The sequence below is a fragment of the Mycobacterium novum genome (assembly GCF_010726505.1).
Lineage (GTDB): Bacteria > Actinomycetota > Actinomycetes > Mycobacteriales > Mycobacteriaceae > Mycobacterium > Mycobacterium algericum.
Genome location: NZ_AP022562.1, coordinates 3,014,777 through 3,038,670 on the forward strand (window position 1 = coordinate 3,014,777; position 23,894 = coordinate 3,038,670).

The following is a 23,894-nucleotide window of genomic DNA, read 5'->3' on the forward strand; positions in this document are numbered from 1 at the left end:
CAGTTCGATGTGCCCAGATGCGTCCAAAAAGTGCACAACTGTCCACTCAATTCTCAGGAAAGGCATATCTAAGCTGGCCTACACCAGGCGCAAACCCCAATGACCACTGAAAATGCTCAAGAAATATTTGACGAAGATGCTTGTGTCTTAGGTTTCTCACGGCTAGTGTTCCATTTCACATCAGTAATAAGTGTGAATTCAGGAGCAACACGGCAGCGTCGCAGCCCCTTGAGACGCTCGCCGAGGGCGGCACCTCACAAAAGGAGATGGTTGTGCAGCAATCCCTTCGCCCCTACATCACCGCGGGCATCGCGATCGTCGGCTCCGGCTTGATCGCGGCCACCCCGGTAGCGGCCCCGCTGGCGAACGTTCCCACCGCCAGAGACATCGCGCTCACCGCGGGCGGCCTCCCCGACTTGGTGGCGCCGTGGACGGAAGTGTTCAACGCGGCCTCGCAGAACGCCACCACACTTCTGCAGAACTACTACCTGGCACCGGGCGTGGCGTTCCAGCAGGTCATGGCCAACCAGTCGGAGTACTGGCAGTCGGTACTCGATGACCCGTCGTCGATCCCGACCGTGATGCAGCAGATCCAGTCGAACCTGGATGCGGTGATGACGGGTTACACCCTGCAGAACGCTTCGGAAGACACCATCGCGATCGTGAACTCCCACACCCTGAGCGGGACGGACCTGGGCACTTTGGAGTTCGGCCACGACCTGCTCTTCCAGCTGCTTCCACAGTTCCTGCCAGCCGATCAAGCCGAGTTCGTCACGCCGATCGTCGACTTCCTGGCTTCACCGCTGAGCGGCCTCATCATCGGGTCGATAGGCCCGTGGCTGAGCCCCTGGGTAGCGATGATGAACAGTATCCAAGAGGGTGAAGGTTTCACCCAGATCATGGCGAGCTGGATGGACGGCTACCTGAACGGTGCCAAGCTCAACCTGGACGCCTTGATCCCGATGATCAACGACATGGGCCTGCTGCCGGAGGGCACCAACATCACCCACCTGGACTTCGCGTTGGGCGGCATGCTCAGCACCGGCACGGTGGGCGTGGGCCCCTACGAGGTGACCGATCAAGCAGGCGACCTGGTCCAGGTCCCTGCCGTGGGTGGCTCGATCTTCAATGCCCTGGGAATCTCACTGGAGACCGGCATCCTGCCCGGAGTGCCCATCGCCATCGACAGCCACGCCGTCGGCCCGATCGCAGCCTGGGAGGCCTGGGGACAGACCGTCGGGGCGCTGCTCGGCTCCGGCTGGACCGGCAAGGGTCCCGTCGAGGTCAGCCCACCGTGGCCGGGGATCGGCTTCCCTGTCATCCCGGACAGCTGGTTCGACGACGGCGGCGTGGCCCCGGATGTGGATCCCGGCTCGAGCGCGGCTATGGACGCGCTGGCCGGCCTAGACCTCGACGACATCGTCAACGCGCTGCTCGGCATCGACATCTGATCCGCAGCCATACCGACATTGCCTCAATCAACTACAACACAGCTTTTCAGAACCGCTTCATAGGAGAGGTGTTCGCAAATGAGTCGTCGTGACAGCAGTCAGTCCGGTAACACCCGAGCGCGGAACCGCAGCCGGGTGGTCGGCGCCACCAGTGCGGTGGGCGCGTTCCTGGCTTTCGGGATGGCCCCGTTAGCCGCAGCACCCGCCGCGAATGCCGACGTCGATTTCGACCTCGGCGATATCTTCGGCGATCTGTTCAGCTCGTGGTCCACAACCGACGCCGGTGATGCCGGCACGACGTGGGACCTCGACGCGCTGTTCGGCGACCCGGGCAGCGCAGCCGGTGACCCGTTCTCCTGGACTGGGATCATGGACCAGTGGTTCTACGGGCCGATACACACCTTGACCCAGCTCTGGATCACCAACCCGCTCGGTGAGTCGATCAACGGGATGATCAACGACTGGTCGGGCATGTACTTGATCGGCAACGGTGTCGACGGCACCGAGGATTCGCCGGACGGCGGCGACGGCGGGCTGTGGCTCGGCGACGGCGGTGACGGCTGGAGCAGCGACCAGGCCGGTGTGGGCGGCGGCGACGGTGGCGCGGCGCTCGGCTGGCTCGGCAACGGCGGTGATGGTGGCGCCGGTGGCGCCGGAGCGGCCGGCGGTGATGGCGGAGCCGGCGGCTGGTGGATGGGCAACGGTGGCAACGGCGGTGCCGGTGGCGCCGCACTCGTCGACGGCGGTGTCGGTGGTGCCGGCGGTGACGGCGGCGCGGCCGCGGCCTGGTTCTTCGGCAACGGCGGTGCCGGTGGCGCCGGTGGTGCCGGTATGGATGGCGCCAACGGCGGCGTCGGCGGTGCGCTCAGCGGCGGTGCCGGTGGCAACGGTGGCGCGGGCGGCCGCAGCGGCTACCTGTTCGGCGACGGCGGCAAGGGTGGTGCTGGCGGCACGGCCGGCGACGGTGGTAATGCGGTCGGCGACAACGGTACGAACGGTCTGACCGGTGGCGCCGGCGGCACCGGCGGTAGCGGTGGCGCCGGCGGAGCCCGGGGTTCCAACTACTACGCCGGCTCGTTCTACGGCAGCGCAGGACAAGCCGGTGACGGCGCTGACGGCGGTAATGGCGGCGAGGGCAGTGACGCCGCCACGGACGGCAGCGGCAACTACCTCGGTAATGGCGGCGCGGGCGGCCGTGGCGGCGACGCTGGCGGCGGTGAGCACGCCGGCAACGGTGGAAACGGCGGTGATGCCGGCGACGGCAACAACGGCGGACAGGGCGGCCTCGGCGGCCGCGGCGGTACAGCGCTCGGCACCAACGTCAGCGGCAATGGCGGTGACGGCGGTACCGGCGGTCTCGGCGCGACCGGTACCGGCGGTAGCGGCGGTGCCGGCGGTGCCGGCGGTAACAGCGACGTCGGCACCGCAGGCAATGGCGGCAACGGTGGACAAGGCGGCAACGGCGCTACCGACGACAACACCGTCTCGACGAGAGGCGGTAACGGCGGCCAGGGCGGCCAGGGCGGCAGCTACAACGGCACCGCCATCACTGGCACCAGTGGCAATGGCGGTAACGGCGGGGCTGCCGGCGACGGCACCCTGCGGGGCGGCAACGGCGGTAACGGCGGCGGCGGCGGCTTCAGCAGTGGCGGTAACGGCGGCGACGGTGGCGACGGCGGCGCGGCGGGCGAGGGCCTCGGCTGGAGTGACGGCACCACCACCTGGAGCATCGGCGGTAACGGCGGCTCCGGTGGTGCCGGCGGCAGCGCCGGTGGGCCCGCTGTCGGCGGTAACGGTGGGGCTGCGGCGAACGGCGCCGACGGCGCGACCGGAACGAACGTTGTCAGCCAGGGCGGTAACGGCGGCGCCGGCGGTCGCGGTGGCGACAGCAGTGGCGGGACCACCGGTGTGGCCGCCGACGGTGGCGCCGGCGGCAACGGCACTGCGATCGGTGGCAACGGCGGCTCCGGCGGTCAGGGTGGCTCCGGCTACCAAGGCCTGTCCACCAATGCCGACGGCGGTGTGGGCGGCAACGGTGGCGCCGGCGGTAACAGCGGCGGCGTCGAAATCCCCGCCGGCGCAACAACGCCCGCCGGCTTTGGGGCTGCCAGCCATGCCGGTAACGGCGGTGCGGGCGGTAGCGGTGGTTCGTCCTCCAGCAGTGCGGCCGGCGGCGACGGCGGCGACGGCGGTATCGGCGGTTCCGGAGCCGGTTCGGTCGACGGCGGGACCGGCGGAGCCGGTGGTGCCGGCGGTAACGGTGTCACCGCGGGTACCGGTGGCAACGGCGGTGCCGGCGGCACCGCAGCGGCCGGTGACGGTGGTACCGGCGGAACCGGCGGTCGCGGTGGTAACGGTGGCCCGGGTGCCGACGGACTCAGCGGCATCCCACTGCTCCCCGGCGGCGCCAACGGTGACGGCGGCGACGGCGGCAACGGTAACGCCGGCGGCCTCGGCGGCAACGGTGGCGTCGGCGGCGGCTCCACCAGCGGGACCGGTGGTAACGGCGGTGCCGGTGGTGCCGGCGGATCCGGTGGCGCCGGTGGACCCGGCGGGCCCGGTGGCACCAACCCCGACACCGGCGACGGCTACGACGGTGGTGACGGCGGCAACGGGGCGATCGGCGGGACCGGCGGTAACGGTGGCGCCCACGGCGCCGGCGGCGCCGGTAACGGCACCGGTGGCGCGGCGGGCTCGGGTGGCACCGGCGGCTCGGCCGGTGCAGCAGGCCCGGGCGGGGCTGCGACCGGTGACGGCACACCCGGCACCGACGGCACGGCCGGCAACGCTGGCGCCGACGGCGCGAACGGTACGCCCGGCGCCTAGCCGACAGTTGAGAGCGACCGCGGTCGCCGGGTCCACTGGGACTCGGCGACCGCGGTCGTTTCAGCGGCCCCCTTCTCGCGCGAGCGGGCGCTTCCCGGGCCCGACACACCGCTTTCGGCGGCGGATCGGGCCACGCCGCCGAGGACAGTCGGCGGGCCTCGCGGCCGTCTGCGTGCAGCGCGGCTGTTCCTCAGCGCTGGCGGGACTTGAGCTGATGATGAGCGACCGCCTGCTGCATGAGGCCGGCTCGCTTGGCGATCGCCTCCAGATCCATGGCTGCCCCGGTCGCCGGCTGAGCTAGCAGGTCGGCCCCGACCGCCCGCGCCTTCAGGTCGAGGTCGGCGTGGCTCAGCCGCCCGTGTTCGCTCTCGCCGTCGAGGGTGGAAGTGACGACCGTCTTCTCGCTGTGCTGCCGGTCGGCCTGCCGACGCAGTGGATCGATCACTGTGCGTCAGCGAGGACTCAACATATCGGCTGAGATCCGCGGCCTGCCGCTTGCGTGAAGCCGTCGGCATGGTCGCGGCGTCGGCCGTCCGTTACGCAGCCGACCCCGGAAGCCACGCCCACGGAACGTCATTCTCAGTATTCCTTAATTCTGAACTCTATTACACAGATATAGACATACGACAACGGAATGTAACCTAAGTCGAATTAGGCGCATGCGAGGTTGCTGGAAAATGGCTTTGAACTGTGGTTTTCATTTGCTTCATGATGTAGAGGCGGGCGCGGAAGCCGGGGCGCCGGGGTGCGACGGGGCGGATTTTTGATGTGAACAACAGCATTGCCTCTCAGTTCTATTTCAGCTACGTTGGCCTGAGTGGGACTGGCGCCTAAGGGGCGCGCACTTGAAATTTGAGGAGATCTTCGATGTATCAACCACTTCGGCCCTACGCCACTGCCGGGGTCGCAATTGTGGGGGCCGGCATGATCGCCGTCACCCCGGTGGCCGCGCCGCTGTCCGCTCTGTCGGACATCCAGTCGCCGTCGGTACAGCTCACCGCGGGGGGTTTTGCCGACGTCATGAGCGAGGCGACCGCCAACTTCACGCAGCTTTACAACAATTTCGCGCTAGCGCCGTTCGTCGGGGTTCAGCAGTTCATCGTCAATATTCAGGGTTTCCTGCAGGAGCTGCAGGACGGATCGGATCCCGGTACCGTCCTCGCCGAGTTCCAAGCCAACTTGGCGTCGATCGGGTCTGCGTTCGCGCTGACCAACTCCGGTCTGGACGATGATGCCTTCAGCGAGCTCGTGGGGCAGGTGACCCCGCACACCCTGGATGACTTCAACGATCTGGGCGGGCTGACCGACGGCACCGGCGACCTCACCATCGGACATAACCTCCTCGGGAGTGTTCTTCCGAGCTTCCTGCCGGAAGATATCGATCCGGACATGGTGTCGGAGGTTCTGAACTTCCTGTCGTCACCGCTGAGCGGCATGATCATGGGTTCGCTCGGCCCGATGTTGAGCCCCATGGTGGCGCTGCTGGCCAGCATCACCGACGGCGACAGTTTCGAGCAGATTCTCGCCAGCCCGCTCGACGGCTTGCTCAACGGCGCCACCCTCGACCTCGACGCGTTGATACCGACGATCGAATCAGCGGGGCTGTTGCCGGACGGCACCGTCATCAACCACCTCGACTTCGCCCTCGGCGGGCTGTTGAGCCCCGGTCTGGTGGGTGCCGGCCCCTACGCCGATGCCGCCGGCAACGAGGTCATCCCGGTCGGCGGCTCGATCTTCAGCTCCCTGGGCCTCAACATCACCGTCCCGGAAGCCCTCGGGATACCCGGGCCTTTCAACATCGACGTCCCCAGCTACGCCGTCGGCCCGATCGCTGCGATGGTCGGCTGGCAGCAAGCCATGGGAGCGGTGCTCGGCAACGGCTGGGACGGCAAGGACGCGGTCCAGACCCCGCCGATCTTCGGCCTCGACCCCCTCGTGGCGGACGACGCCGGTGCCGGCGTCGCGTCGCTGTTCGGCGACCTGCTGTCCGACATCTAGGAACACCCAGCAATCGCGGCCGTCGGGAACCCGGCGGCCGCGATCGCCTTCTGGGCCTGCCTTCTGCCGCTATTTCAGCAGCGCGACGAATTTCTCCTCGGGGCTCACCGGCTCCGGCAGCGCCTCGAGCTGCTCGGTACGCGGAAGCGGCACTTGCGGGTCGGCGAACTCCCGATAGGTCTTGTCGCCGACCAGCTGCGCCAGCAAGTATCCGGCCAGCAGAGCGCGTACCCGCCGCTGGGTGCGCCGGTCGGAGGTCGGTAGCCCGAAGAACCCGGTCAGCCGACGGCCCTGCGGCAGGCCGGCAGGGGAGGTCTTGGCGATCACCCGCAGCGTCGCCGACGGCCAGGCGTGGGCCAGCTCAACAGCATTGGAGCGCAGCGCCTTCGCGTCGCCGGGGCCGGCGAACACCACGCCGGGCACAGCCAGTATCTCCGCCGCCTGCTCGGCGGGCGGAGTGGTGACGGTCGGGAAGATCGCCGCTACCGCTTTGGGCTTCACCGCCGACCCGGCGGCGGCGAACACCGCGGCCGAACCGCCGAAGCCGTGGCCGGCCACCGCAAGCCGGGCGCGGTCGACGCTGATACGCCCCGGCCCCAACCGGATCTCGGTGGCGATCTCCAGCGCACGGCCCAAGTCGGCGGCCGAGTCCAGCACCGACGGCGCCAGGCCGCGGCAGGTGTCGGGGGCGGCGGCAACGATGCCCCACGAGGCCAGATGCTCTAGCAGTCCGGCATAGCGGTGCGCTCCGGTCAGCCAGTCGTGGCCGAACGCCACCGCGGGAAGCCGGTAACCGGACGCCGGGGTGTACACCACGCCGGCCAGCCCGGCATAGGCCAAGTCGCCTCGCAGGACGCGGTGCGGACCGGGTCGGGTCAGTGCGGTGTAAAGACGCTTGATGCTGGCCACCAGATGACGTTAACGCACCGCGGCGCGCGACGGTCAGGGCTTCGCTGACCTGCGCGATTGCTGAGGGACGTCCGCTGTTGCACTACCCTGAACAGCTATGTGCGGAATCGTCGGCTACGTCGGGCAGCGGCCCGCGCGCGAGGTCGTCGTCGAGGCGCTGCGCCGCATGGAATACCGCGGCTACGACTCCGCCGGAATCGCCGTCGTCGACGGCGTCGGGCAGCTGACCATCCGCCGCCGCGCCGGCCGGCTAGCCAACCTGGAAGCCGAGCTGGCCGACACCGATCCGGCCCTTCTGGTCGGCGGCACCGGGTTGGGCCACACCCGTTGGGCCACCCACGGCCGGCCGACCGACCGCAACGCCCACCCGCACCGCGATGCGGCCTCCAAGTTCGCCGTGGTCCACAACGGCATCATCGAGAACTTCACTGCGCTGCGCGACGAGTTGGAGCGCGAGGGAGTGGAATTCACCAGCGAAACCGACACCGAGGCGACCGTCCACCTGCTGGCCCGCGCGTACCGTCACGGCGACACCGCAGGAGACTTCGTGGCGTCGGCGCTGGCCGTGGTGCGCCGGCTGGAAGGCCACTTCACCGTGGTGTTCGCCCACGCCGACGAGCCCGGCACCATCGTGGCGGCGCGCCGGTCCACCCCGCTGGTGGTCGGGATCGGCGACGGTGAGATGTTCCTCGGCTCGGACGTGGCGGCGTTCATCCCCTACACCCGCAACGCGATCGAGCTCGGCCAGGACCAGGCGGTGGTGATCACCGCGGACAGCTACCGCATCACCGACTTCGCAGGCCAGGACATGACCGGCACTGCCCGCCCATTTCATATCGATTGGGACCTGTCGGCCGCTGAGAAGGGCGGCTACGAGTACTTCATGCTCAAGGAGATCGCCGAGCAGCCCACCGCGGTGGCCGAGACGCTGCTCGGGCACTTCGAGGACGGCCGCATCGTGCTCGACGAGCAGCGCCTCTCCGATCAGGAGTTGCGTGAGATCGACAAAGTGTTCGTGGTGGCCTGCGGTACCGCGTATCACTCCGGCCTGCTGGCCAAGTACGCGATCGAGCACTGGACGCGGCTGCCGGTGGAGGTGGAACTGGCCAGCGAATTCCGCTACCGGGACCCGGTTTTGGACCGCAGCACCCTGGTGGTGGCGATCAGCCAGTCCGGTGAGACCGCCGACACCCTGGAAGCCGTCCGGCACGCCAAAGAACAGAAGGCGAAGGTGCTGGCGGTCTGCAACACCAACGGCTCGCAGATCCCGCGCGAGTGCGACGCGGTGATCTACACCCGCGCCGGCCCGGAGATCGGTGTCGCCTCGACGAAGACGTTCCTGGCGCAGATCACCGCGAACTATCTGGTCGGTCTGGCGCTGGCGCAGGCCCGGGGCACCAAGTACCCCGACGAGGTCGAGCGCGAGTACCTGCAGTTGGAAGCGATGCCCGAACTGGTGTCGCGCGTGCTGGAGGGCATCGACTCGGTGGCCGAGCTGGCGCGGCAGTTCGCGAAATCGAGTGCGGTGCTCTTTCTCGGCCGTCACGTCGGCTACCCGGTGGCGCTGGAAGGCGCCTTGAAGCTCAAAGAGCTGGCATACATGCACGCCGAAGGTTTCGCTGCCGGCGAGCTCAAGCACGGCCCGATCGCGCTGATCGAGGACGATCTGCCGGTGATCGTGGTGATGCCTTCGCCCAAGAACGCGGCGATGCTGCACTCCAAGCTGCTCTCCAACATCCGCGAGATCCAAGCCCGTGGTGCGGTCACCATCGTGATCGCCGAGGAGGGCGACGAGACGGTACGGCCTTACGCCGACCACCTGATCGAGATCCCGGGCGTACCAACGCTTTACCAGCCGCTGTTATCGACCATTCCGCTGCAGGTGTTCGCCGCCGGGGTGGCCCAGGCTCGGGGTTACGACGTCGACAAGCCGCGCAACCTGGCCAAGTCGGTCACGGTCGAATAAGGTTTGAATCCGCGTGGCACGGCGGGCATTGGCAGCGGCGGTCACGTCAGCCGTTCTGCTGGTGACGGCGCCGGATTCCGGTGCGACACCGGTATTCCCAGATGTGGACTCGCTGATCGACGACAGCGGGCCGCTGCCCGATTCCGTCAGCGAGCTGCCCAGGCTGCCCGCGGTGGCCTTTGTCACCGACTCGGGACTGGTCTGCCGGACCCGGCAGGGCAGGATCACCCATGAGATCAACTGCACGGGCGACATTCCGGGGGCGCCGCCGGACGCCGGGGCCGTGCAGTTGCCCGGGATCTACGGGAAGTCAAGTGTGCCCGCCCGTTTCGTGCACACACCGCCGGAAGACCGGAGCGCCGGAGCGCCACCGGCTGTGAGGCTTCCGGTGGGCCACAAGATCGCGTTCTGGGATCTCTCACCCGCCCAGTCGATGGTCTGCGGGACGCCGCCGTCCACCGACGTGGTCTGCGTGCTCAAAGAACCCCAGGTTGCCCGCAGCGTGTACAACGGTCCCGTCGCGATCCACGGGTTCGTCATCGCAGCACCGCAGAGCTGGGTGTTCTAGTTCACGGATGCCGGGCGGTGACTCCACCGTCGACGACGAGCTGGGTGCCGGTGATGAACGACGCCCGCGGCGACATCAGGAACGCCACCGCCGCAGCCACCTCGGCCGGCTGTCCGATGCGTCCCAGCGGCGCGGCGGCGACGAAGCCGGCGGCGACCTCCTCGACGTCGAGTGCGATCTGCAGCATCGGAGTCTCGATGAAGCCCGGGCAGATCGCGTTGACCCGGATTCCGGCCGGGCCCAGCTGCGCGGCCATCGACCGGGTCAGCCCCAGCAGTCCCGCCTTGGACGCGCAGTAGGCCGGGATGAAGGGGTTGGCGGTCAGGCCCTCGATGCTGGAGATGCCGACCACCGCTGGGCTACCGCCGGCGCGGGCGACCGCCTCCAGATGTGGCAGCATCAGCTGCACCAGCATCGCCTGGGCGCGCAGGTTGACATCCATGACGGCATCCCAGGATTCGCCGGTGTAGGCGCCCACCGGTTCGGGCAGCACCCGGCCCGCCGCATGCACCAGTCCGTCGATGCCGTCGAGCGCATCGGCCGCGGCCGCGACCGCAGCGGGCAGCGCGGCATCGTCGCAGACGTCGACCACCGCACCTGGCATCGCCATCCCGTCGGCCACCTCGAGAACCCCGGGGGCGATGTCCCACAACGCAACCCGACGTCCGTCGGCAATCAGCGCCTCGGCGCACGCCCGGCCGATTCCCGAGGCCGCACCGGTGATGACGACTCCGCTCACTCCACCGCTCCTTTGCAGACGACGAACTGTGACCAGTCCGGTTCGCGTACCATCGACCAGTACTCGTCGAGCCGCCAGGGGCTCACCGTGTGGATCTCGCCGTCGGCGTTCTTGAAGTAGGAGTGCGTGACCGCCGGGTGTGCCCACACCGTGTTCTTGATGCCCTCCTGCGTGACCCGATGCCATTCGGCTGCCGCCTGTGCGGTCGGCTCGATGCAGTGCAGCTGCTCCTCGGCGAGTTTGGCCAGGCAGGCGTCGATGTAGCGCATCTCCAACTCCGAGTTGAAGATCAGGCTGCCGCCGTGCGCCAGATGCGCGCCGGGGCCGTAGAGCAGAAAGAAGTTCGGGAATCCGGGCACGGTGATGCCCAGGTACGCATACGGCCGGCGGCCCCACAGCGCATGCAGATCGGTGCCGTCACGGCCGGTGATGCGCATCGGCCACAGCACGTCGGTGTGCCGAAACCCGGTGGCGTAGACGATTACGTCGACCTCGCGGTGGACGCCGTCGTCGGTCTGGACGCCGCTCGGCGTGAGCGTGCGTATCGGGGTGCGGACCAGGTCGACGTTGTCGCGTTGCAGCGTTTTGAGCCAGGTGCCGTTGTCCTGCAGGGTGCGTTTGCCGGTGGCCGGATAGTCCGGCAGCACCTTGGCCAACAGCTCCTCGTCGTCGCCGACCTGATCGGTGATCCAGCCGGTGAACATCTGCCGGGCCAGCGCGTTGACCTCGCTGACGGCGTAGTCCTGGTCGGGATAGTCCGGGTCCACCCGGGCGGCCTCCAGGCCTTTGTCGGCGCCGGGCCACAGCAGCAGAAACCGGTACCAGCGGCCGTAGAACGGCAGGTGCTCCAGTGCCCAGCGCACCCCGTCGCCGACCGCGTCGTGATACATCGGGTTGGGGAACATCCACTGTGCGGTGCGCTGAAACACCGTGAGGTGCTCCACCTTTCCGGCGATCGCCGGTGCGATCTGGAATCCGCTGGCGCCCGCCCCGATCAGCGCCACCCGCTTGCCGGTCAGATCGATGCTGTGGTCCCAGGCCGCGGAGTGAAACGACGGCCCGGTGAAGCTGTCCGCGCCGTCGAGATCCGGCAGGTTCGGGCGGTTGAGCTGGCCGACCGCCGTGATCACCGCGCGCGCCGACATGGCCGACACCGCCCCGTCGTCGGTGCGCGTGGTCAGCGTCCAGGTCCCGGTGGCCTCATCCCAGGCGGCGTCGGTCACCTCGGTATTCCACTGGATATGTTGGCCCAGACCGTGTTTGGCGATGACATCGGTGAAATAGGCTTGCAGTTCCGGCTGTTCGGCGAAGTAGTGCCCCCAATCGTTGTTGGGTTCGAAGCTGAAGCAGTAGAAGTGGTTGGCGACGTCCACCCGGGCTCCCGGATAATCGTTCTCCCACCAGGTGCCGCCCGGGCCGGCATTCTTCTCGACGATGGTGAAGGGAATACCGGCCTGCGCCAGCCGGATTCCGGCCAACACTCCCGATTCGCCGCAGCCGATCACCACCACCGGAAGCTCCGCTGCCCGCTCCGGTTGCAGCGGTGCGGGGCGGCGGGGGTCGACTCCGGTGAGGTCGAGTTCCTCGGCGAGCAGGCCCAGGTAGTCGTCCGGGACGGTCTCGCACGCCGCCCAGTCCATCATCTCCTTGATCAGCTCGGCGGGCAGCGGTGCCGGTTGCGGGCAGCCGCGGTCGCGGTAGTCGATGATCACCGGCAGCGCTTCGGCGCGGGCGCGGGCCTTGTCCTCTTCGGACATGAACCCCTGAATCTCGTTGAGGAAGATCCCGTTCTGCTTGAACTCCCGGATGAAACGGGGGTCGCCGGTGATGTGCACGCACGACAGCAGCAAGGTCGGAATGGAGACCTGCTCCAAGGCGGCAGCGATATCGGCGTCGGCGGTGGTGAACGGTTCCCCGGCGTAGCGGTTGCGCGGCAACTCGGACCCTTTCCATCGGACTGCATCGATCCGCTACTGTGCGTCGCGAAATTGATTCGGACGATACTTGAGCCATCGTTGCTGATCAAGAGTCGGCACCGGGGGCCTGTTACCCATTGACCCGCCCCGTCCGGCCCGGGCAACTAGCCTGGCCAGGACGAGGACGGACCAGGACGGATTGAGGAAGGGCGAGGAAGGGGCCGTGCGGCACTATTACACCGTCGAGGTGATCCGCGCCGCCGAAGCGCCGCTGCTGGCGACCCTGCCCGACGGGGTCTTGATGCGCCGGGCCGCATTCGGCCTCGCCACGGCGATCGCCCGGGAACTGGCCGGGCGCACCGGCGGGGTGGCCGGCCGCAGCTTGTGCGCGGTGGTCGGCTCCGGAGACAACGGGGGTGACGCACTGTGGGCCGCCACGCTGCTGCGCCGGCGCGGCGCGGCGGCCAGTGCGATCCTGCTCAACCCGGAGCGCGCTCACGCCAAGGGTCTGGCGGCATTCAGGCGGGCCGGCGGCCGGATCGTCGATACGGTTTCGCCCGCAACGGATCTGGTGATCGACGGGGTGGTCGGGATCTCCGGGCGGGGTGCGCTTCGCCCGAACGCCGCCGAAGCATTCGCCGCGGTGGAGGCCGCGGGCATCCCGGTGGTGGCCGTCGACATTCCCAGTGGCCTGGACCCGCACACCGGGGCCGCCGAGGGCCCCGCGGTGCGCGCCGCGCTTACCGTCACCTTCGGCGGCCTCAAACCCGTACACGCGCTGGGACAGTGCGGGCGGGTCGAGCTCATCGACATCGGCCTGGAATTGCCGGCCACCGACACCCGCTCGCTGGAAGCCGCGGACGTCGAGGCGTGCTGGCCGGCGCCCGGGCCGCGCGACGACAAGTACACCCAGGGCGTCACGGGAGTCCTGGCCGGCTCGGCGACCTACCCGGGCGCGGCGATCCTGTGTGCCGGCGCGGCGGTGGCCGCCACCTCCGGCATGGTGCGCTACGCCGGAAGTGCTGCCGCCGAAGTGGTTTCGCACTGGCCCGAGGTGGTGGCCGCGCCCAGCCCCGCCGCCGCCGGCCGGGTGCAGGCCTGGGTGGTGGGACCGGGCCTGGGTACCGACGAGGCCGGCGCCGCCGCGCTGTGGTTCGCGCTCGGCACCGACGTGCCGGTGATCGTCGACGCCGACGCGCTGACCATCCTGGCCGCCCACCCGTCGCTGGTGGCCGACCGAGCCGCACCCACCGTGCTCACCCCGCACGCCGGGGAGTTCGCCCGGCTGGCCGGGCACCCGCCCGGCGACGACCGGGTCGGCGCGGCCCGGGCCCTCGCCGAGAAGTTCGGGGCCACCGTGCTGCTGAAGGGCAACGTCACCGTCGTCGCCGATCCGGCCGGCGGTTCGGCGAGGCTCGACGGAGGAGAGCCGACACCGGGACCGCCGTATGGGCGCGGCCCGGTCTATCTCAACCCGTCGGGCGGATCCTGGGCGGCCACCGCCGGCTCCGGGGACGTGTTGTCCGGGATGATCGGCGCACTGCTGGCCTCGGGCCTGCCCGCTGCCCAGGCCGCCGCCGCCGCCGCGTTCGTGCACACCCGGGCGGCCGCGGCCTCGGCCGCCGACCCCGGACCCGGCGACACCCCCACGTCGGCGTCGCGCATCTTGGCCCACATCCGCACCGCTCTGGCCGAGCTATGAGAAGAGGAGTCGCTGTGACCCATTCCCACCCGTCCGTCCCCGCACACACCATCGCCCCGGCCTATACCGGGCGATTGTTCACCTCACCGGTCCCGGCGTTGCGGATGCCCGACGAGTCGATGGAGCCGCAGGCCGCCTACCGCTTCATCCACGACGAGCTGATGCTCGACGGTAGTTCGCGGCTGAACCTGGCCACCTTCGTCACCACCTGGATGGACCCTGAGGCGTCGGCGCTGATGGCGGAGTCGTTCGACAAGAACATGATCGACAAGGACGAGTATCCGGCCACCGCGGCCATCGAGCAGCGCTGCGTGTCCATGGTCGCCGACCTGTTCCACGCCGAGAACCTGCGCGACGACGACCCGGCCAGCGCCATCGGGGTGTCCACCGTCGGCTCGTCCGAGGCGGTGATGCTCGGCGGGCTGGCGCTCAAGTGGCGCTGGCGCGCCAAGGTCGGCGATTGGCAGGGGCGCACGCCCAACCTGGTGATGGGCTCCAACGTCCAGGTGGTGTGGGAGAAGTTCTGCCGCTACTTCGACGTCGAGCCCCGCTACCTGCCGATGACGCAGGGTCGCTACGTGATCACCCCGGAGCAGGTCGTCGATGCCGTCGACGAGAACACCATCGGGGTGGTGGCGATCCTGGGCACCACCTACACCGGCGAACTGGAGCCCGTCGAGGCGATCTGTGCCGCGCTCGACAAGCTGGCCGCCGGCGGCGGTCCCGACGTGCCGGTGCACGTCGACGCGGCGAGTGGCGGATTCGTGGTGCCGTTCCTGCACCCGGATCTGCGCTGGGACTTCCGGCTGCCGCGGGTGGTGTCGATCAACGTGAGTGGTCACAAGTACGGCCTCACCTACCCGGGGATCGGCTTCGTGGTGTGGCGGGGCGCCGACTATCTGCCCGAGGAACTGGTGTTCCGGGTCAACTATCTCGGCGGGGACATGCCCACCTTCACGCTGAACTTCTCCCGGCCGGGCAACCAGGTCGTCGGCCAGTACTACAACTTCCTGCGACTCGGCCGCAGCGGCTACACCGAGGTGATGCGCACGCTGTCCGACACCGCCCGCTGGCTCTCGCACCAACTGGCCGCCTCTGAGCACTTCGAGGTCATCTCGGACGGATCGGCGATCCCGGTGGTGTCGTGCCGGCTCGCGGGGAAGCGCGGCTACACCGAGTTCGACGTCTCCCACGAGCTGCGCACGTTCGGCTGGCAGGTGCCGGCCTACACCATGCCCGAGGGCGCCGAGGACGTCGCGGTTTTGCGCGTGGTGGTCCGCGAGGGCCTCTCGGCGGACCTGGCCCGGGCGCTCTTCGACGACACCATGAAGGCGGTGACCGCCCTCGACCGGCTCAAGCCCGGGGGGCATTTCGACGATCAGCAGCACTTCTCGCATTAGGGTTTCCCCGGCCTTACCTCGCTGAGTGTGCGTTTTAGGTCGCAAAATCGCGAATTCGGCGACTGAACCGCACACTCGGCGGGCCGGTCACCAGGTTTTCGGGCAGCCCCGGCTGATCAACGCCGCCCCGACCCGCTCCAGGAAGGCTTCGGGGCGTAGGTGCAGCGTGCGGGACGTCAACCGGATGTCGATCCAGCCGGCCTCGGCGATGAAGTTGTAGCGCTCGGCGTCACGTTCCCGCTGCTTGGGGTCAAGCCAATGGTGGGCGCCCTCGAAGTCGACGCCGACGAGGTATTCCTCCCAACCCATGTCGATGCGAGCGCCGACGTTGCCATGGGCGTCGTACACCGGTATTTGAGTCTGTGGCGGCGGAAAGCCGGCCTGCACCAGGAGTAGCCGGGTCAGCGACTCATACGGCGAGTCGGCGCCGCCGTCGACCAACGGCAACGTCGCATCCAGCTGCCGTAGCCCCCGGGCGCCCCGGTGCGCGTCGGCCACCGCCGCGACGTCCACCACCTTGAGCCCGGTGGCGTTCATGAGCGCGTCGACACGCTGCACGCCCTCGGTGGTCGGCAAACGTCTGCCCAGGTCGAAGGCGGTGCGGGCGGCCGTTGTCACCGGCATCCCGCGAACCATCTGCACCTCGCCGGGCAGCAGAGTGTCGGTGTGCACGGTCGGCAGCGGCGGTGCTCGCCGATTGGTGTGGATGAGCTCGGCGGGGGTGTCGCTGTCGATCCACTTCGCGCCGTGAAGCGCTGACGCGGACAGCCCGCCGAGCACCGCTTGCCGGCGTGACCAGAGCCAACCGGGCGCGGGCCCGTTGGATCGCCGTCAGCTCAACATCGCGTGGGAACCACACTCCCGGGTAGACGCTGACGTAGTCGCGGCGTAGCCCGCTGCGGGTCAACGCGCCGGCAGCCAGCGCCTCCGTCGCCCGGAAGGCGCCCCGCGGTGGTCGCATGGCCGCAGCGTGGCATGCGGGCCTGCCCTGGCGTCGACGCCCATCCACAGGCGGTGTCGGCCCCTTCCTGCCGAGTGTGTGTTTTGGTCGGCAAAACGGCCGTGGACCGACACAAACCGCTCACTCGGCGCGGTCACTGGGGCATCCGGTGGGTTCTGGGACAATCGAGACCGACATGACTGCCACATCCCGAACGGCCGGCCTGCTCGGCGAAGCCCTGGTGGACCTGGATGCCATCGCGCACAACGTGCGGGTGCTGTCTGACCAGGCCGGTGCCGCCGAGGTGATGGCCGTGGTCAAAGCCGACGGCTACGGCCATGGCGCCGCCCAGGTGGCGAGAGCGGCATTAGCGGCCGGAGCAGCCGAACTCGGGGTCGCCACCGTCGACGAGGCGCTGGCGTTGCGGGCGGCCGGTATCGCCGCCCCGGTCCTGGCGTGGCTGCACGGGCCCGACACCGACTTCGCGCCCGCCTTGACCGCCGACGTGCAGATCGCGGTCTCCTCGGTGCGGCAGCTCGACGAGTTGCTCGACGCCGTGGGCCGCAGCGGCCGCACCGCCACGGTGACGGTCAAGGCCGACACCGGCATGAACCGCAACGGCATCGGTGCCGCAGGCTACCCCGAGCTGCTGGGTGCGCTGCGCCGCGCCGTTGCCGACGACGCGATTCGGGTGCGGGGCCTGATGTCGCACCTGGCCTGTGCTGACGAAGCGGACAACCCGGTGAACAATGTTCAAGCGCAACGGTTCTCCGATATGCTCGCGCTGGCCCGCGATAATGGCCTGACGTTCGAGGTGGCCCACCTCGCGAATTCTGCCGGGGTGATGACCCGGCCGGACCTGGCCTTCGACATGGTGCGGCCCGGCATCGCCGTCTACGGGCTCAGCCCGCTCCCCGAGCGTGGCGACATGGGCCTGGTCCCCGCCATGACGCTGAAATCCATTGTGGTGCTGGTCCGCTCGATCAAAGCCGGCGAGGCGGTCTCTTACGGGCACACCTGGATCGCCGAGGCCGACACCACGCTGGCGCTGGTCCCGATGGGCTACGCCGACGGCGTGTTCCGCCCGCTGAGCGGTCGGTTCGACGTGCTGATCAACGGCCGGCGCCGGCCCAGCGTCGGACGGGTCTGCATGGACCAGTTCGTCGTCGACCTCGGCCCCGGGCCGGTCGACGTGACCGAGGGTGACGAGGTCATCCTGTTCGGACCCGGAACCAACGGCGAGCCGATCGCCCAGGACTGGGCCGATGCGCTGGGCACCATCCACTACGAGGTGGTGAACTCACCGCGCGGACGGGTCGCCAGAACCTACCGGGGGGACGGGTCCGATGGCCGTTAAGCGGCGGCGCGCCAACCTGCGAACCGGCGGCTGGCTGGCCGGGGCGGCCGGGCTGACCGCTGTCGGCACCATCGCCGGATCCACCATCGCGCGCTCGCTGACCCGGCGCACCACCTCCGACGATCCCTACGCCGCCGAGGATTTCGAGATCCTGGCGCACGACCACAGTTCGGTGGTGGTCACCGACGACGGCGTCGAGCTGGCGGTCCGCGACGTGGGCCCCCGCAACGCGCCGCTGACCGTGGTGTTCGCGCACGGTTTCTGCCTGCGGATGGGCTCGTTCCACTTTCAGCGGGCGCGATTAACTGCCGAATGGGGCCGCCAGGTCCGGATGGTCTTCTACGACCAACGCGGCCACGGTGATTCCACTGTCGCCCCGCCGGATACCTACACCGTGCCGCGGCTCGGTCAGGATCTGGAGGCGGTGCTGGCCGCGACGGTGCCGCGCGGACCGGTGGTCTTGGTTGGGCATTCGATGGGCGGCATGACCGTGTTGTCGCATGCCCGGCAGTTTCCGCAGCGCTACCGCAACCGGATAGTGGGCGCGGCACTGATCTCCTCGGCGGCCAAAGGTGTTTCCCGATCACCGTTGGGCGAGATCCTGCGCAACCCGGCCCTGGAGGCGGTCCAGTTCACCGTGCGCTACGTCCCGGGCCTGGTGCACCGCGGCCGCGGCGCGGCCCGCCGGGTGATCGCGCCGATCCTGCGCGCCGCCTCCTACGGCACCGACCAGATCAGCCCGAGCGTGGTGGCGTTCTCCGAGGAGATGATGCACACCACCCCGGTGGCCACCATGGTCGGATTCCTGCACGCACTGGAGGTTCACGACGAGAGTGCCGCACTGGAGACGTTGGCCAAGATCCCGACCCTGGTCGCCTGCGGCGACCGCGATCTGCTCACCCCGGACGGCTACTCACGGGCCATGGCGGCCGCGCTGTGGGACTGCGAGCTGGTGATCGTTCGCGGAGCGGGGCACCTGGTGCAGCTGGAGGAACCCGACATCATCGACGACGCGTTGGTGCGGTTGGTGGAGCGCGCCACCCCCCGCCGGGTCACACTGACCCGCCGGCTGCGCCGGAAGGCCGGGCGCAGTGGCTGACACGCAGCACCTGGCGACGGCCGAAGACACCGTGGCGCTGGGAACGCGCCTCGGTGGGCAGTTGCGCGCCGGCGATGTCGTGGTGCTCTCCGGTCCGCTCGGCGCCGGAAAGACGGTGCTGGCCAAGGGGATCGCCGCGGCAATGGACGTCGAGGGTCCGGTCACCTCGCCGACATACGTGCTGGCCCGCGAACATCGGGCCCGCCGGCCCGGTGACCCGGCGATGATCCACGTCGACCTCTACCGACTGCTCGACGAATCGGGACTGGACCTGCTGGCTGAATTGGACTCGCTGGATCTGGATACCGAACTCGACGACGCCGTCGTCGTGGTGGAGTGGGGCGAGGGACTGGCCGAGCGACTCTCGGAGCGGCACCTGGACGTTCGGCTGGACCGCGCAGCGGAATCCGACACCCGTACCGCGACCTGGCGATGGCACACGCCGTGACCGGGGCGATCCTGACCATCGACACCGCCACACCAGCGGTCACCGCGGGCTTGGTGGCCCTAGATGAGACGGAGCGGCGCACCGTGCTCGCCGAGCGCGTCACCCTGGATGCGCGCGCGCACGCCGAGCGGCTCACCCCCAATGTGCTTGCCGCACTGGCCGATGCGGGGCTGGGCATGACGGACCTGACTGCGGTGGTGGTGGGCTGCGGGCCGGGGCCGTTCACCGGGCTGCGGGTCGGGATGGCCAGCGCCGCCGCCTACGGGCATGCGTTGGGGATCGCTGTCCACGGGGTCTGCAGCCTCGACGCGATCGGGGTCTGCACCACCGGAGCGACCTTGGTGGTGACCGATGCCCGGCGCCGCGAGGTTTATTGGGCGCGCTACCGCGACGGGGTCCGGGTAGCCGGCCCGGCAGTCAGCGCCCCGGCCGACGTCGACGTCGGCGACGCCGCGGCGGTGGCCGGCTCGCCCGCGCACGCCGGCCTGTTCGGGCTGCCGGTGATCGACCTGGCCTGTCCCACTCCGTCGGGACTGGTTGCCGCGGTGCGCGATTGGGGCAGTGAGCCGGCGCCGCTGGTGCCGTTGTACCTGCGCCGCCCTGATGCCAAGCCGCGGGATGCTGCGGCGCCGCCGGTGGTGGTCGGTGCGCTGCTCGACAGCGATGCGGCGCGCTGCGCCGAACTGGAGACCCAGCTGTTCGGCGGCGACGACCCATGGCCGCCCGCGGCGTTCAGCCGGGCGATCGGCGCGGCCGGCCACCACTATGTTGCGGCCCGGCTCGGCGACCGGCTGGTCGGCTACGGCGGGATCGCCCGGCTGGGGCGCACCCCGCCGTTCGAGTTCGAGGTGCACACCCTCGGGGTGGACCCGGCTCATCAGGGCCGTGGCATCGGACGGCGGCTGCTGGCCGACCTACTGGATTACGCCGACGGCGGCGTCGTGCACCTGGAGGTCCGCACCGACAACACCGCGGCGATCGGGCTCTACCGCGACGTCGGTTTCGTCGAGACCGGTGTGCGCAAGCGCTACTACCGCAACGGCGCGGACGCCTACATGATGCGGCGGGAGGCCCGTTCATGACAATAGTGCTGGCCATCGAGTCCTCCTGCGATGAAACAGGTGTCGGGATCACCCGGCTGGCCGCCGACGGCACGCTGACGCTGTTGGCCGACGAGGTGGCCTCCAGCGTCGAAGAGCACACCCGGTTCGGTGGGGTGGTGCCCGAGATCGCCTCACGTGCCCACCTGGAGGCGCTGGGCCCGACGATGCGCCGGGCACTCGAGACGGCCGGGGTGGCGCGTCCCGATGCGGTGGCTGCCACCATCGGGCCCGGTCTGGCCGGAGCGCTGCTGGTGGGCGTGGCCGCGGCCAAGGCCTATGCGGCCGCCTGGGGGGTGCCGTTCTACGCGGTCAACCACCTGGGCGGGCATCTGGCGGCCGATGTCTATGCCCACGGGCCGCTGCCCGAATGCGTGGCCCTGCTGGTCTCCGGCGGCCACACCCACCTGCTGCACGTGCGGTCGCTGGGGGAGCCGATCGTCGAGCTGGGCAGCACCGTCGACGACGCCGCGGGGGAGGCCTACGACAAGGTGGCCCGGCTGCTCGGGCTGGGTTACCCCGGCGGGCGGGTGCTCGACGAGCTGGCCCGCACTTGCGACCGGGAGGCCGCGGAGATCCCAGTGTTCCCGCGTGGGATGACCGGTGCGCGCGACGCCCCGTATGCGTTCAGCTTCTCGGGCTTGAAAACCGCGGTGGCCCGCTACGTGGAGGCCAATCCCGACTTCGTTCCCGCCGATGTGGCGGCCGGCTTCCAGGAGTCGGTGGCCGACGTCTTGACGGCCAAGGCGGTGCGGGCGGCCACTGAGCTGGGGGTGTCGACGCTGCTGATCGCCGGCGGGGTGGCGGCCAACTCCCGGTTGCGGGAGCTGGCCGAGCAGCGCTGCGCGGCGGCGGGCCTGACGCTGCGGATCCCGCCGCTGCGGTTGTGTACCGACAACGGGGCGATGATCGCGGCGTTCGCGGCGCAGCTGATCGCGGCCGGGGTGCCGCCGTCGCCGCTGGATGTGGCCACCGATCCGGGCCTGCCGGTCGTTTGCGCCAGCGTGCGCGTCCCCGGTCGACACGCCGGGTGAGCTGCCGTTTCTGCGCACGTTCGCGGGTGAGCAGGCCGGATACCGAGGAAGCACCGCCCCCACCTTGAGTGCTAGCACTCTCGTGTATAGAGTGCTAGGTGGCAGTCGGACGATTCCTGGCTCGGCACCCGCGACGACGACGCGAGGGCTCGCACGAATGCCGAACACCTTAAGTAAGTACGTTCCGATGCGACCGGGCGGCGAGCCGGGTCGCATCCAGACAATGTGGAGGGCTCCAATCGTGGCGAGCGTGAACATCAAGCCACTCGAGGACAAGATCCTCGTTCAGGCCAACGAGGCCGAGACCACGACCGCTTCCGGTCTGGTCATTCCGGACACTGCCAAGGAGAAGCCGCAGGAAGGCACCGTCGTCGCCGTCGGCCCCGGCCGGTGGGATGAGGACGGCGACAAGCGGATTCCGCTGGACGTCAAGGAAGGCGACGTCGTCATCTACAGCAAGTACGGCGGCACCGAGATCAAGTACGCCGGCGAGGAGTACCTGATCCTGTCCGCGCGCGACGTGCTGGCCATCGTCGGCAAGTAGCCAAAGCAGACACCGTGCCCGCCCCGGAGGTCCCCGTAGTACGGGTGATGTCCGGGGCGGCACGCGTGACGGGAAAGGGTTGACATTCGTGAGCAAGCAGATTGAGTTCGACGAGGCCGCCCGCCGGGCCTTGGAGACCGGCGTCGACAAACTGGCCGACGCGGTCCGGGTCACGCTGGGCCCGCGCGGCCGCGCCGTGGTGCTGGCCAAGTCGTTCGGCGGCCCGACGGTGACCATGGACGGCGTCACGGTGGCCCGTGAGGTCGACCTGGAGGACCCGTTCGAGAACCTCGGCGCCCAGTTGGTGAAGTCGGTGGCCACCAAGACCAACGACGTGGCCGGCGACGGCACCACCACCGCCACTGTGCTGGCCCAGGCCATCATCTCCGGCGGGCTGCGCAACGTCGCGGCCGGCGCCAACCCGATCGCGCTGGGCGCCGGTATCGCCAAGGCCGCCGACGCGGTATCCGAGGCGCTGCTGGCCGCGGCGACCCCGGTCGCCGGCAAGGAGTCGATCGCGCAGGTGGCCAACGTCTCCTCGCGCGACGAGGAGATCGGTGAAATGGTCGGCGAGGCGATGACCAAGGTCGGCAGTGACGGCGTGGTCAGCGTGGAGGAGTCCTCGACGCTGTCCACCGAACTGCAGATCACCGACGGCGTCGGCTTCGACAAGGGTTTCCTGTCGGCCTACTTCGTCACCGATTTCGACTCGCAGGAGGCCGTCCTGGAGGATGCGCTGATCCTGCTGCACCGCGACAAGGTCAGCTCGCTGCCCGACCTGCTGCCGCTGCTGGAGAAGGTCGTCGAGGCGGGCAAGCCGCTGGTGATCATCGCCGAGGACGTCGAGGGCGAGCCGCTGTCGACGTTGGTGGTCAACGCGATCCGCAAGACGCTGAAGGCCGTGGCGGTCAAGGCGCCGTACTTCGGCGACCGGCGCAACGCGTTCCTGGAGGACCTCGCGATCGTCACCGGCGCCCAGGTGATCAACCCCGACGTCGGCCTGACGCTGCGGGAGGCCGGCCTGGACGTGCTGGGTACGGCGCGCCGGGTGGTGGTGTCCAAGGATGACACCGTGATCGTTGACGGCGCCGGTACCGCCGAGGCGATCGCCGCTCGCGTCAAGCAGCTGCGCGCCGAGATCGAGGCGACCGACTCCGACTGGGACCGCGAGAAGCTCGAGGAGCGGCTGGCCAAGCTGGCCGGCGGCGTGGCGGTGATCAAGGTCGGCGCGGCCACCGAGACGGCCCTCAAGGAGCGCAAGCACCGGGTCGAGGACGCGGTGGCGGCGGCCAAGGCTGCCGTCGAGGAGGGCATCATCACCGGCGGCGGTACCGCGCTGATCCAGGCCCGCGGGGCGCTGTCGAAGCTGGCGTCCTCGCTCAGCGGTGACGAGAAGCTGGGCGTGGAGGTGTTCGCGGCCGCGCTGAGCGCACCGCTGTACTGGATCGCCAGCAACGCCGGCGTGGACGGCGCGGTGGTGGCCAGCAAGGTCGCCGAGCTGCCGGCCGGTCAGGGTTTCAACGCCGCGACGCTGACCTACGGCGACCTGGCTGCCGACGGGATCGTCGACCCGGTCAAGGTGACCCGGTCGGCGGTGCTCAACGCCGCCTCGGTGGCACGCATGGTGCTGACCACTGAGACGGCCGTCGTGGACAAGCCGGTCGAGGAGGCCGCCGACGCTCACGGGCATCACGGGCACGCCCACTAGGTGGTTCCGACGAAGGCGCCCCCGGTCCTGATGGGCCGGGGGCGTTTTCGTCGCCTCGATCAGTGCAGCGTGTCCGGGCACAAGAAACGTTGCGAAGCGGACCCGTGAGTGCGAATCTTCTCCCTGAGCGAGCCCGCCCCGCCCCAAGGCTTGACGCGCCGCCAGACGCGGCGCAGTGTGATACACGTC

At 69.5% G+C, this 23,894-nt stretch carries 18 protein-coding genes and 2 pseudogenes; 15 read left to right on the forward strand and 5 right to left on the reverse strand.

What is annotated here, in order from left to right:
• The first annotated feature begins 266 nt into the window (after nt 1-266).
• Nucleotides 267-1,451 carry an outer membrane porin GjpA gene (gene gjpA, locus G6N19_RS13980; protein WP_041318615.1) on the forward strand — a complete coding sequence of 395 codons (1,185 nt, stop codon included), beginning with the start codon at nt 267-269 and terminating at the stop codon, nt 1,449-1,451.
• A gap of 78 nt (nt 1,452-1,529) precedes the next feature.
• Complete coding sequence (locus tag G6N19_RS13985; protein WP_013830186.1) at nt 1,530-4,277, forward strand: PGRS repeat-containing protein; 2,748 nt, start codon at nt 1,530-1,532, stop codon at nt 4,275-4,277.
• A 190-nt stretch (nt 4,278-4,467) separates the two neighbouring features.
• Here G6N19_RS13985 and G6N19_RS13990 read toward each other — a convergent pair whose 3' ends face one another.
• On the reverse strand, nt 4,468-4,722 hold the full coding sequence (locus G6N19_RS13990) for a hypothetical protein (protein ID WP_013830185.1): 255 nt from the start codon (nt 4,720-4,722) through the stop codon (nt 4,468-4,470).
• 422 nt (nt 4,723-5,144) lie between these two features.
• Between G6N19_RS13990 and gjpA (G6N19_RS13995) the strand changes: the two genes are divergently transcribed.
• Nucleotides 5,145-6,275, forward strand: a complete 1,131-nt coding sequence (gene gjpA / locus G6N19_RS13995) for an outer membrane porin GjpA (protein WP_041318609.1) — start codon at nt 5,145-5,147, stop codon at nt 6,273-6,275.
• Nucleotides 6,276-6,344: 69 nt separating this feature from the next.
• Here the strand turns inward: gjpA (G6N19_RS13995) and G6N19_RS14000 are convergent, their stop codons facing one another.
• A complete protein-coding gene (locus G6N19_RS14000; RefSeq protein WP_041318605.1) occupies nt 6,345-7,184 on the reverse strand; it encodes a dienelactone hydrolase family protein in 840 nt (279 codons plus the stop codon).
• 97 nt (nt 7,185-7,281) lie between these two features.
• Between G6N19_RS14000 and glmS the strand changes: the two genes are divergently transcribed.
• Nucleotides 7,282-9,150, forward strand: a complete 1,869-nt coding sequence (gene glmS / locus G6N19_RS14005) for a glutamine--fructose-6-phosphate transaminase (isomerizing) (RefSeq protein ID WP_193465145.1) — start codon at nt 7,282-7,284, stop codon at nt 9,148-9,150.
• A 13-nt stretch (nt 9,151-9,163) separates the two neighbouring features.
• Nucleotides 9,164-9,718, forward strand: coding sequence for a hypothetical protein (locus G6N19_RS14010; RefSeq protein WP_133055705.1), 555 nt, complete (start codon nt 9,164-9,166; stop codon nt 9,716-9,718).
• Nucleotide 9,719: 1 nt separating this feature from the next.
• Here the strand turns inward: G6N19_RS14010 and G6N19_RS14015 are convergent, their stop codons facing one another.
• Nucleotides 9,720-10,457, reverse strand: coding sequence for an SDR family NAD(P)-dependent oxidoreductase (locus G6N19_RS14015; RefSeq protein WP_013830178.1), 738 nt, complete (start codon nt 10,455-10,457; stop codon nt 9,720-9,722).
• Nucleotides 10,454-12,394 carry a flavin-containing monooxygenase gene (locus tag G6N19_RS14020; protein ID WP_193465146.1) on the reverse strand — a complete coding sequence of 647 codons (1,941 nt, stop codon included), beginning with the start codon at nt 12,392-12,394 and terminating at the stop codon, nt 10,454-10,456. Before G6N19_RS14020 ends, G6N19_RS14015 begins: the two co-directional genes overlap by 4 nt.
• A gap of 202 nt (nt 12,395-12,596) precedes the next feature.
• On the opposite strand from G6N19_RS14020, the gene G6N19_RS14025 reads away from it, so the two are divergent.
• Both G6N19_RS14025 and G6N19_RS14030 read left to right on the forward strand, forming a co-directional pair.
• The gene (locus G6N19_RS14025) at nt 12,597-14,075 is read left to right on the forward strand and encodes a bifunctional ADP-dependent NAD(P)H-hydrate dehydratase/NAD(P)H-hydrate epimerase (RefSeq protein ID WP_013830175.1); all 1,479 of its coding nucleotides are present in this window, start codon (nt 12,597-12,599) and stop codon (nt 14,073-14,075) included.
• A gap of 14 nt (nt 14,076-14,089) precedes the next feature.
• Nucleotides 14,090-15,475, forward strand: coding sequence for a glutamate decarboxylase (locus G6N19_RS14030; protein WP_193465147.1), 1,386 nt, complete (start codon nt 14,090-14,092; stop codon nt 15,473-15,475).
• A gap of 87 nt (nt 15,476-15,562) precedes the next feature.
• Here the strand turns inward: G6N19_RS14030 and G6N19_RS14035 are convergent.
• A pseudogene (locus G6N19_RS14035) lies at nt 15,563-16,436 on the reverse strand (endonuclease domain-containing protein).
• A gap of 175 nt (nt 16,437-16,611) precedes the next feature.
• On the opposite strand from G6N19_RS14035, the gene alr reads away from it, so the two are divergent.
• The 8 genes and pseudogenes from alr to groL all read left to right on the forward strand — a co-directional run bounded on the left by alr (nt 16,612) and on the right by groL (nt 23,705).
• Nucleotides 16,612-17,772: an alanine racemase gene (alr, locus tag G6N19_RS14040; RefSeq protein ID WP_013830172.1), complete on the forward strand. Its 1,161-nt coding sequence runs from the start codon at nt 16,612-16,614 to the stop codon at nt 17,770-17,772.
• A complete protein-coding gene (locus G6N19_RS14045) occupies nt 17,762-18,871 on the forward strand; it encodes an alpha/beta fold hydrolase (protein ID WP_193465148.1) in 1,110 nt (369 codons plus the stop codon). The genes alr and G6N19_RS14045 overlap by 11 nt, the downstream gene beginning before the upstream one ends.
• On the forward strand, nt 18,864-19,319 hold the full coding sequence (gene tsaE, locus G6N19_RS14050; protein ID WP_013830170.1) for a tRNA (adenosine(37)-N6)-threonylcarbamoyltransferase complex ATPase subunit type 1 TsaE: 456 nt from the start codon (nt 18,864-18,866) through the stop codon (nt 19,317-19,319). The genes G6N19_RS14045 and tsaE overlap by 8 nt, the downstream gene beginning before the upstream one ends.
• Nucleotides 19,304-19,933: pseudogene (gene tsaB, locus G6N19_RS21805) on the forward strand (tRNA (adenosine(37)-N6)-threonylcarbamoyltransferase complex dimerization subunit type 1 TsaB); the annotation flags it as partial. The gene tsaE and the pseudogene tsaB, both read left to right, overlap by 16 nt.
• A 24-nt stretch (nt 19,934-19,957) precedes the next feature.
• Nucleotides 19,958-20,401 (forward strand): ribosomal protein S18-alanine N-acetyltransferase, encoded by a 444-nt coding sequence (gene rimI / locus G6N19_RS21810; RefSeq protein WP_408632504.1) that lies wholly within the window; start codon nt 19,958-19,960, stop codon nt 20,399-20,401.
• Complete coding sequence (gene tsaD, locus G6N19_RS14060; RefSeq protein WP_083040225.1) at nt 20,398-21,453, forward strand: tRNA (adenosine(37)-N6)-threonylcarbamoyltransferase complex transferase subunit TsaD; 1,056 nt, start codon at nt 20,398-20,400, stop codon at nt 21,451-21,453. The genes rimI and tsaD overlap by 4 nt, the downstream gene beginning before the upstream one ends.
• A gap of 241 nt (nt 21,454-21,694) precedes the next feature.
• Complete coding sequence (gene groES / locus G6N19_RS14065; RefSeq protein WP_019736720.1) at nt 21,695-21,997, forward strand: co-chaperone GroES; 303 nt, start codon at nt 21,695-21,697, stop codon at nt 21,995-21,997.
• Between the two features lie 88 nt (nt 21,998-22,085).
• Complete coding sequence (gene groL / locus G6N19_RS14070; protein WP_013830166.1) at nt 22,086-23,705, forward strand: chaperonin GroEL; 1,620 nt, start codon at nt 22,086-22,088, stop codon at nt 23,703-23,705.
• Nucleotides 23,706-23,894 lie beyond the last annotated feature (189 nt).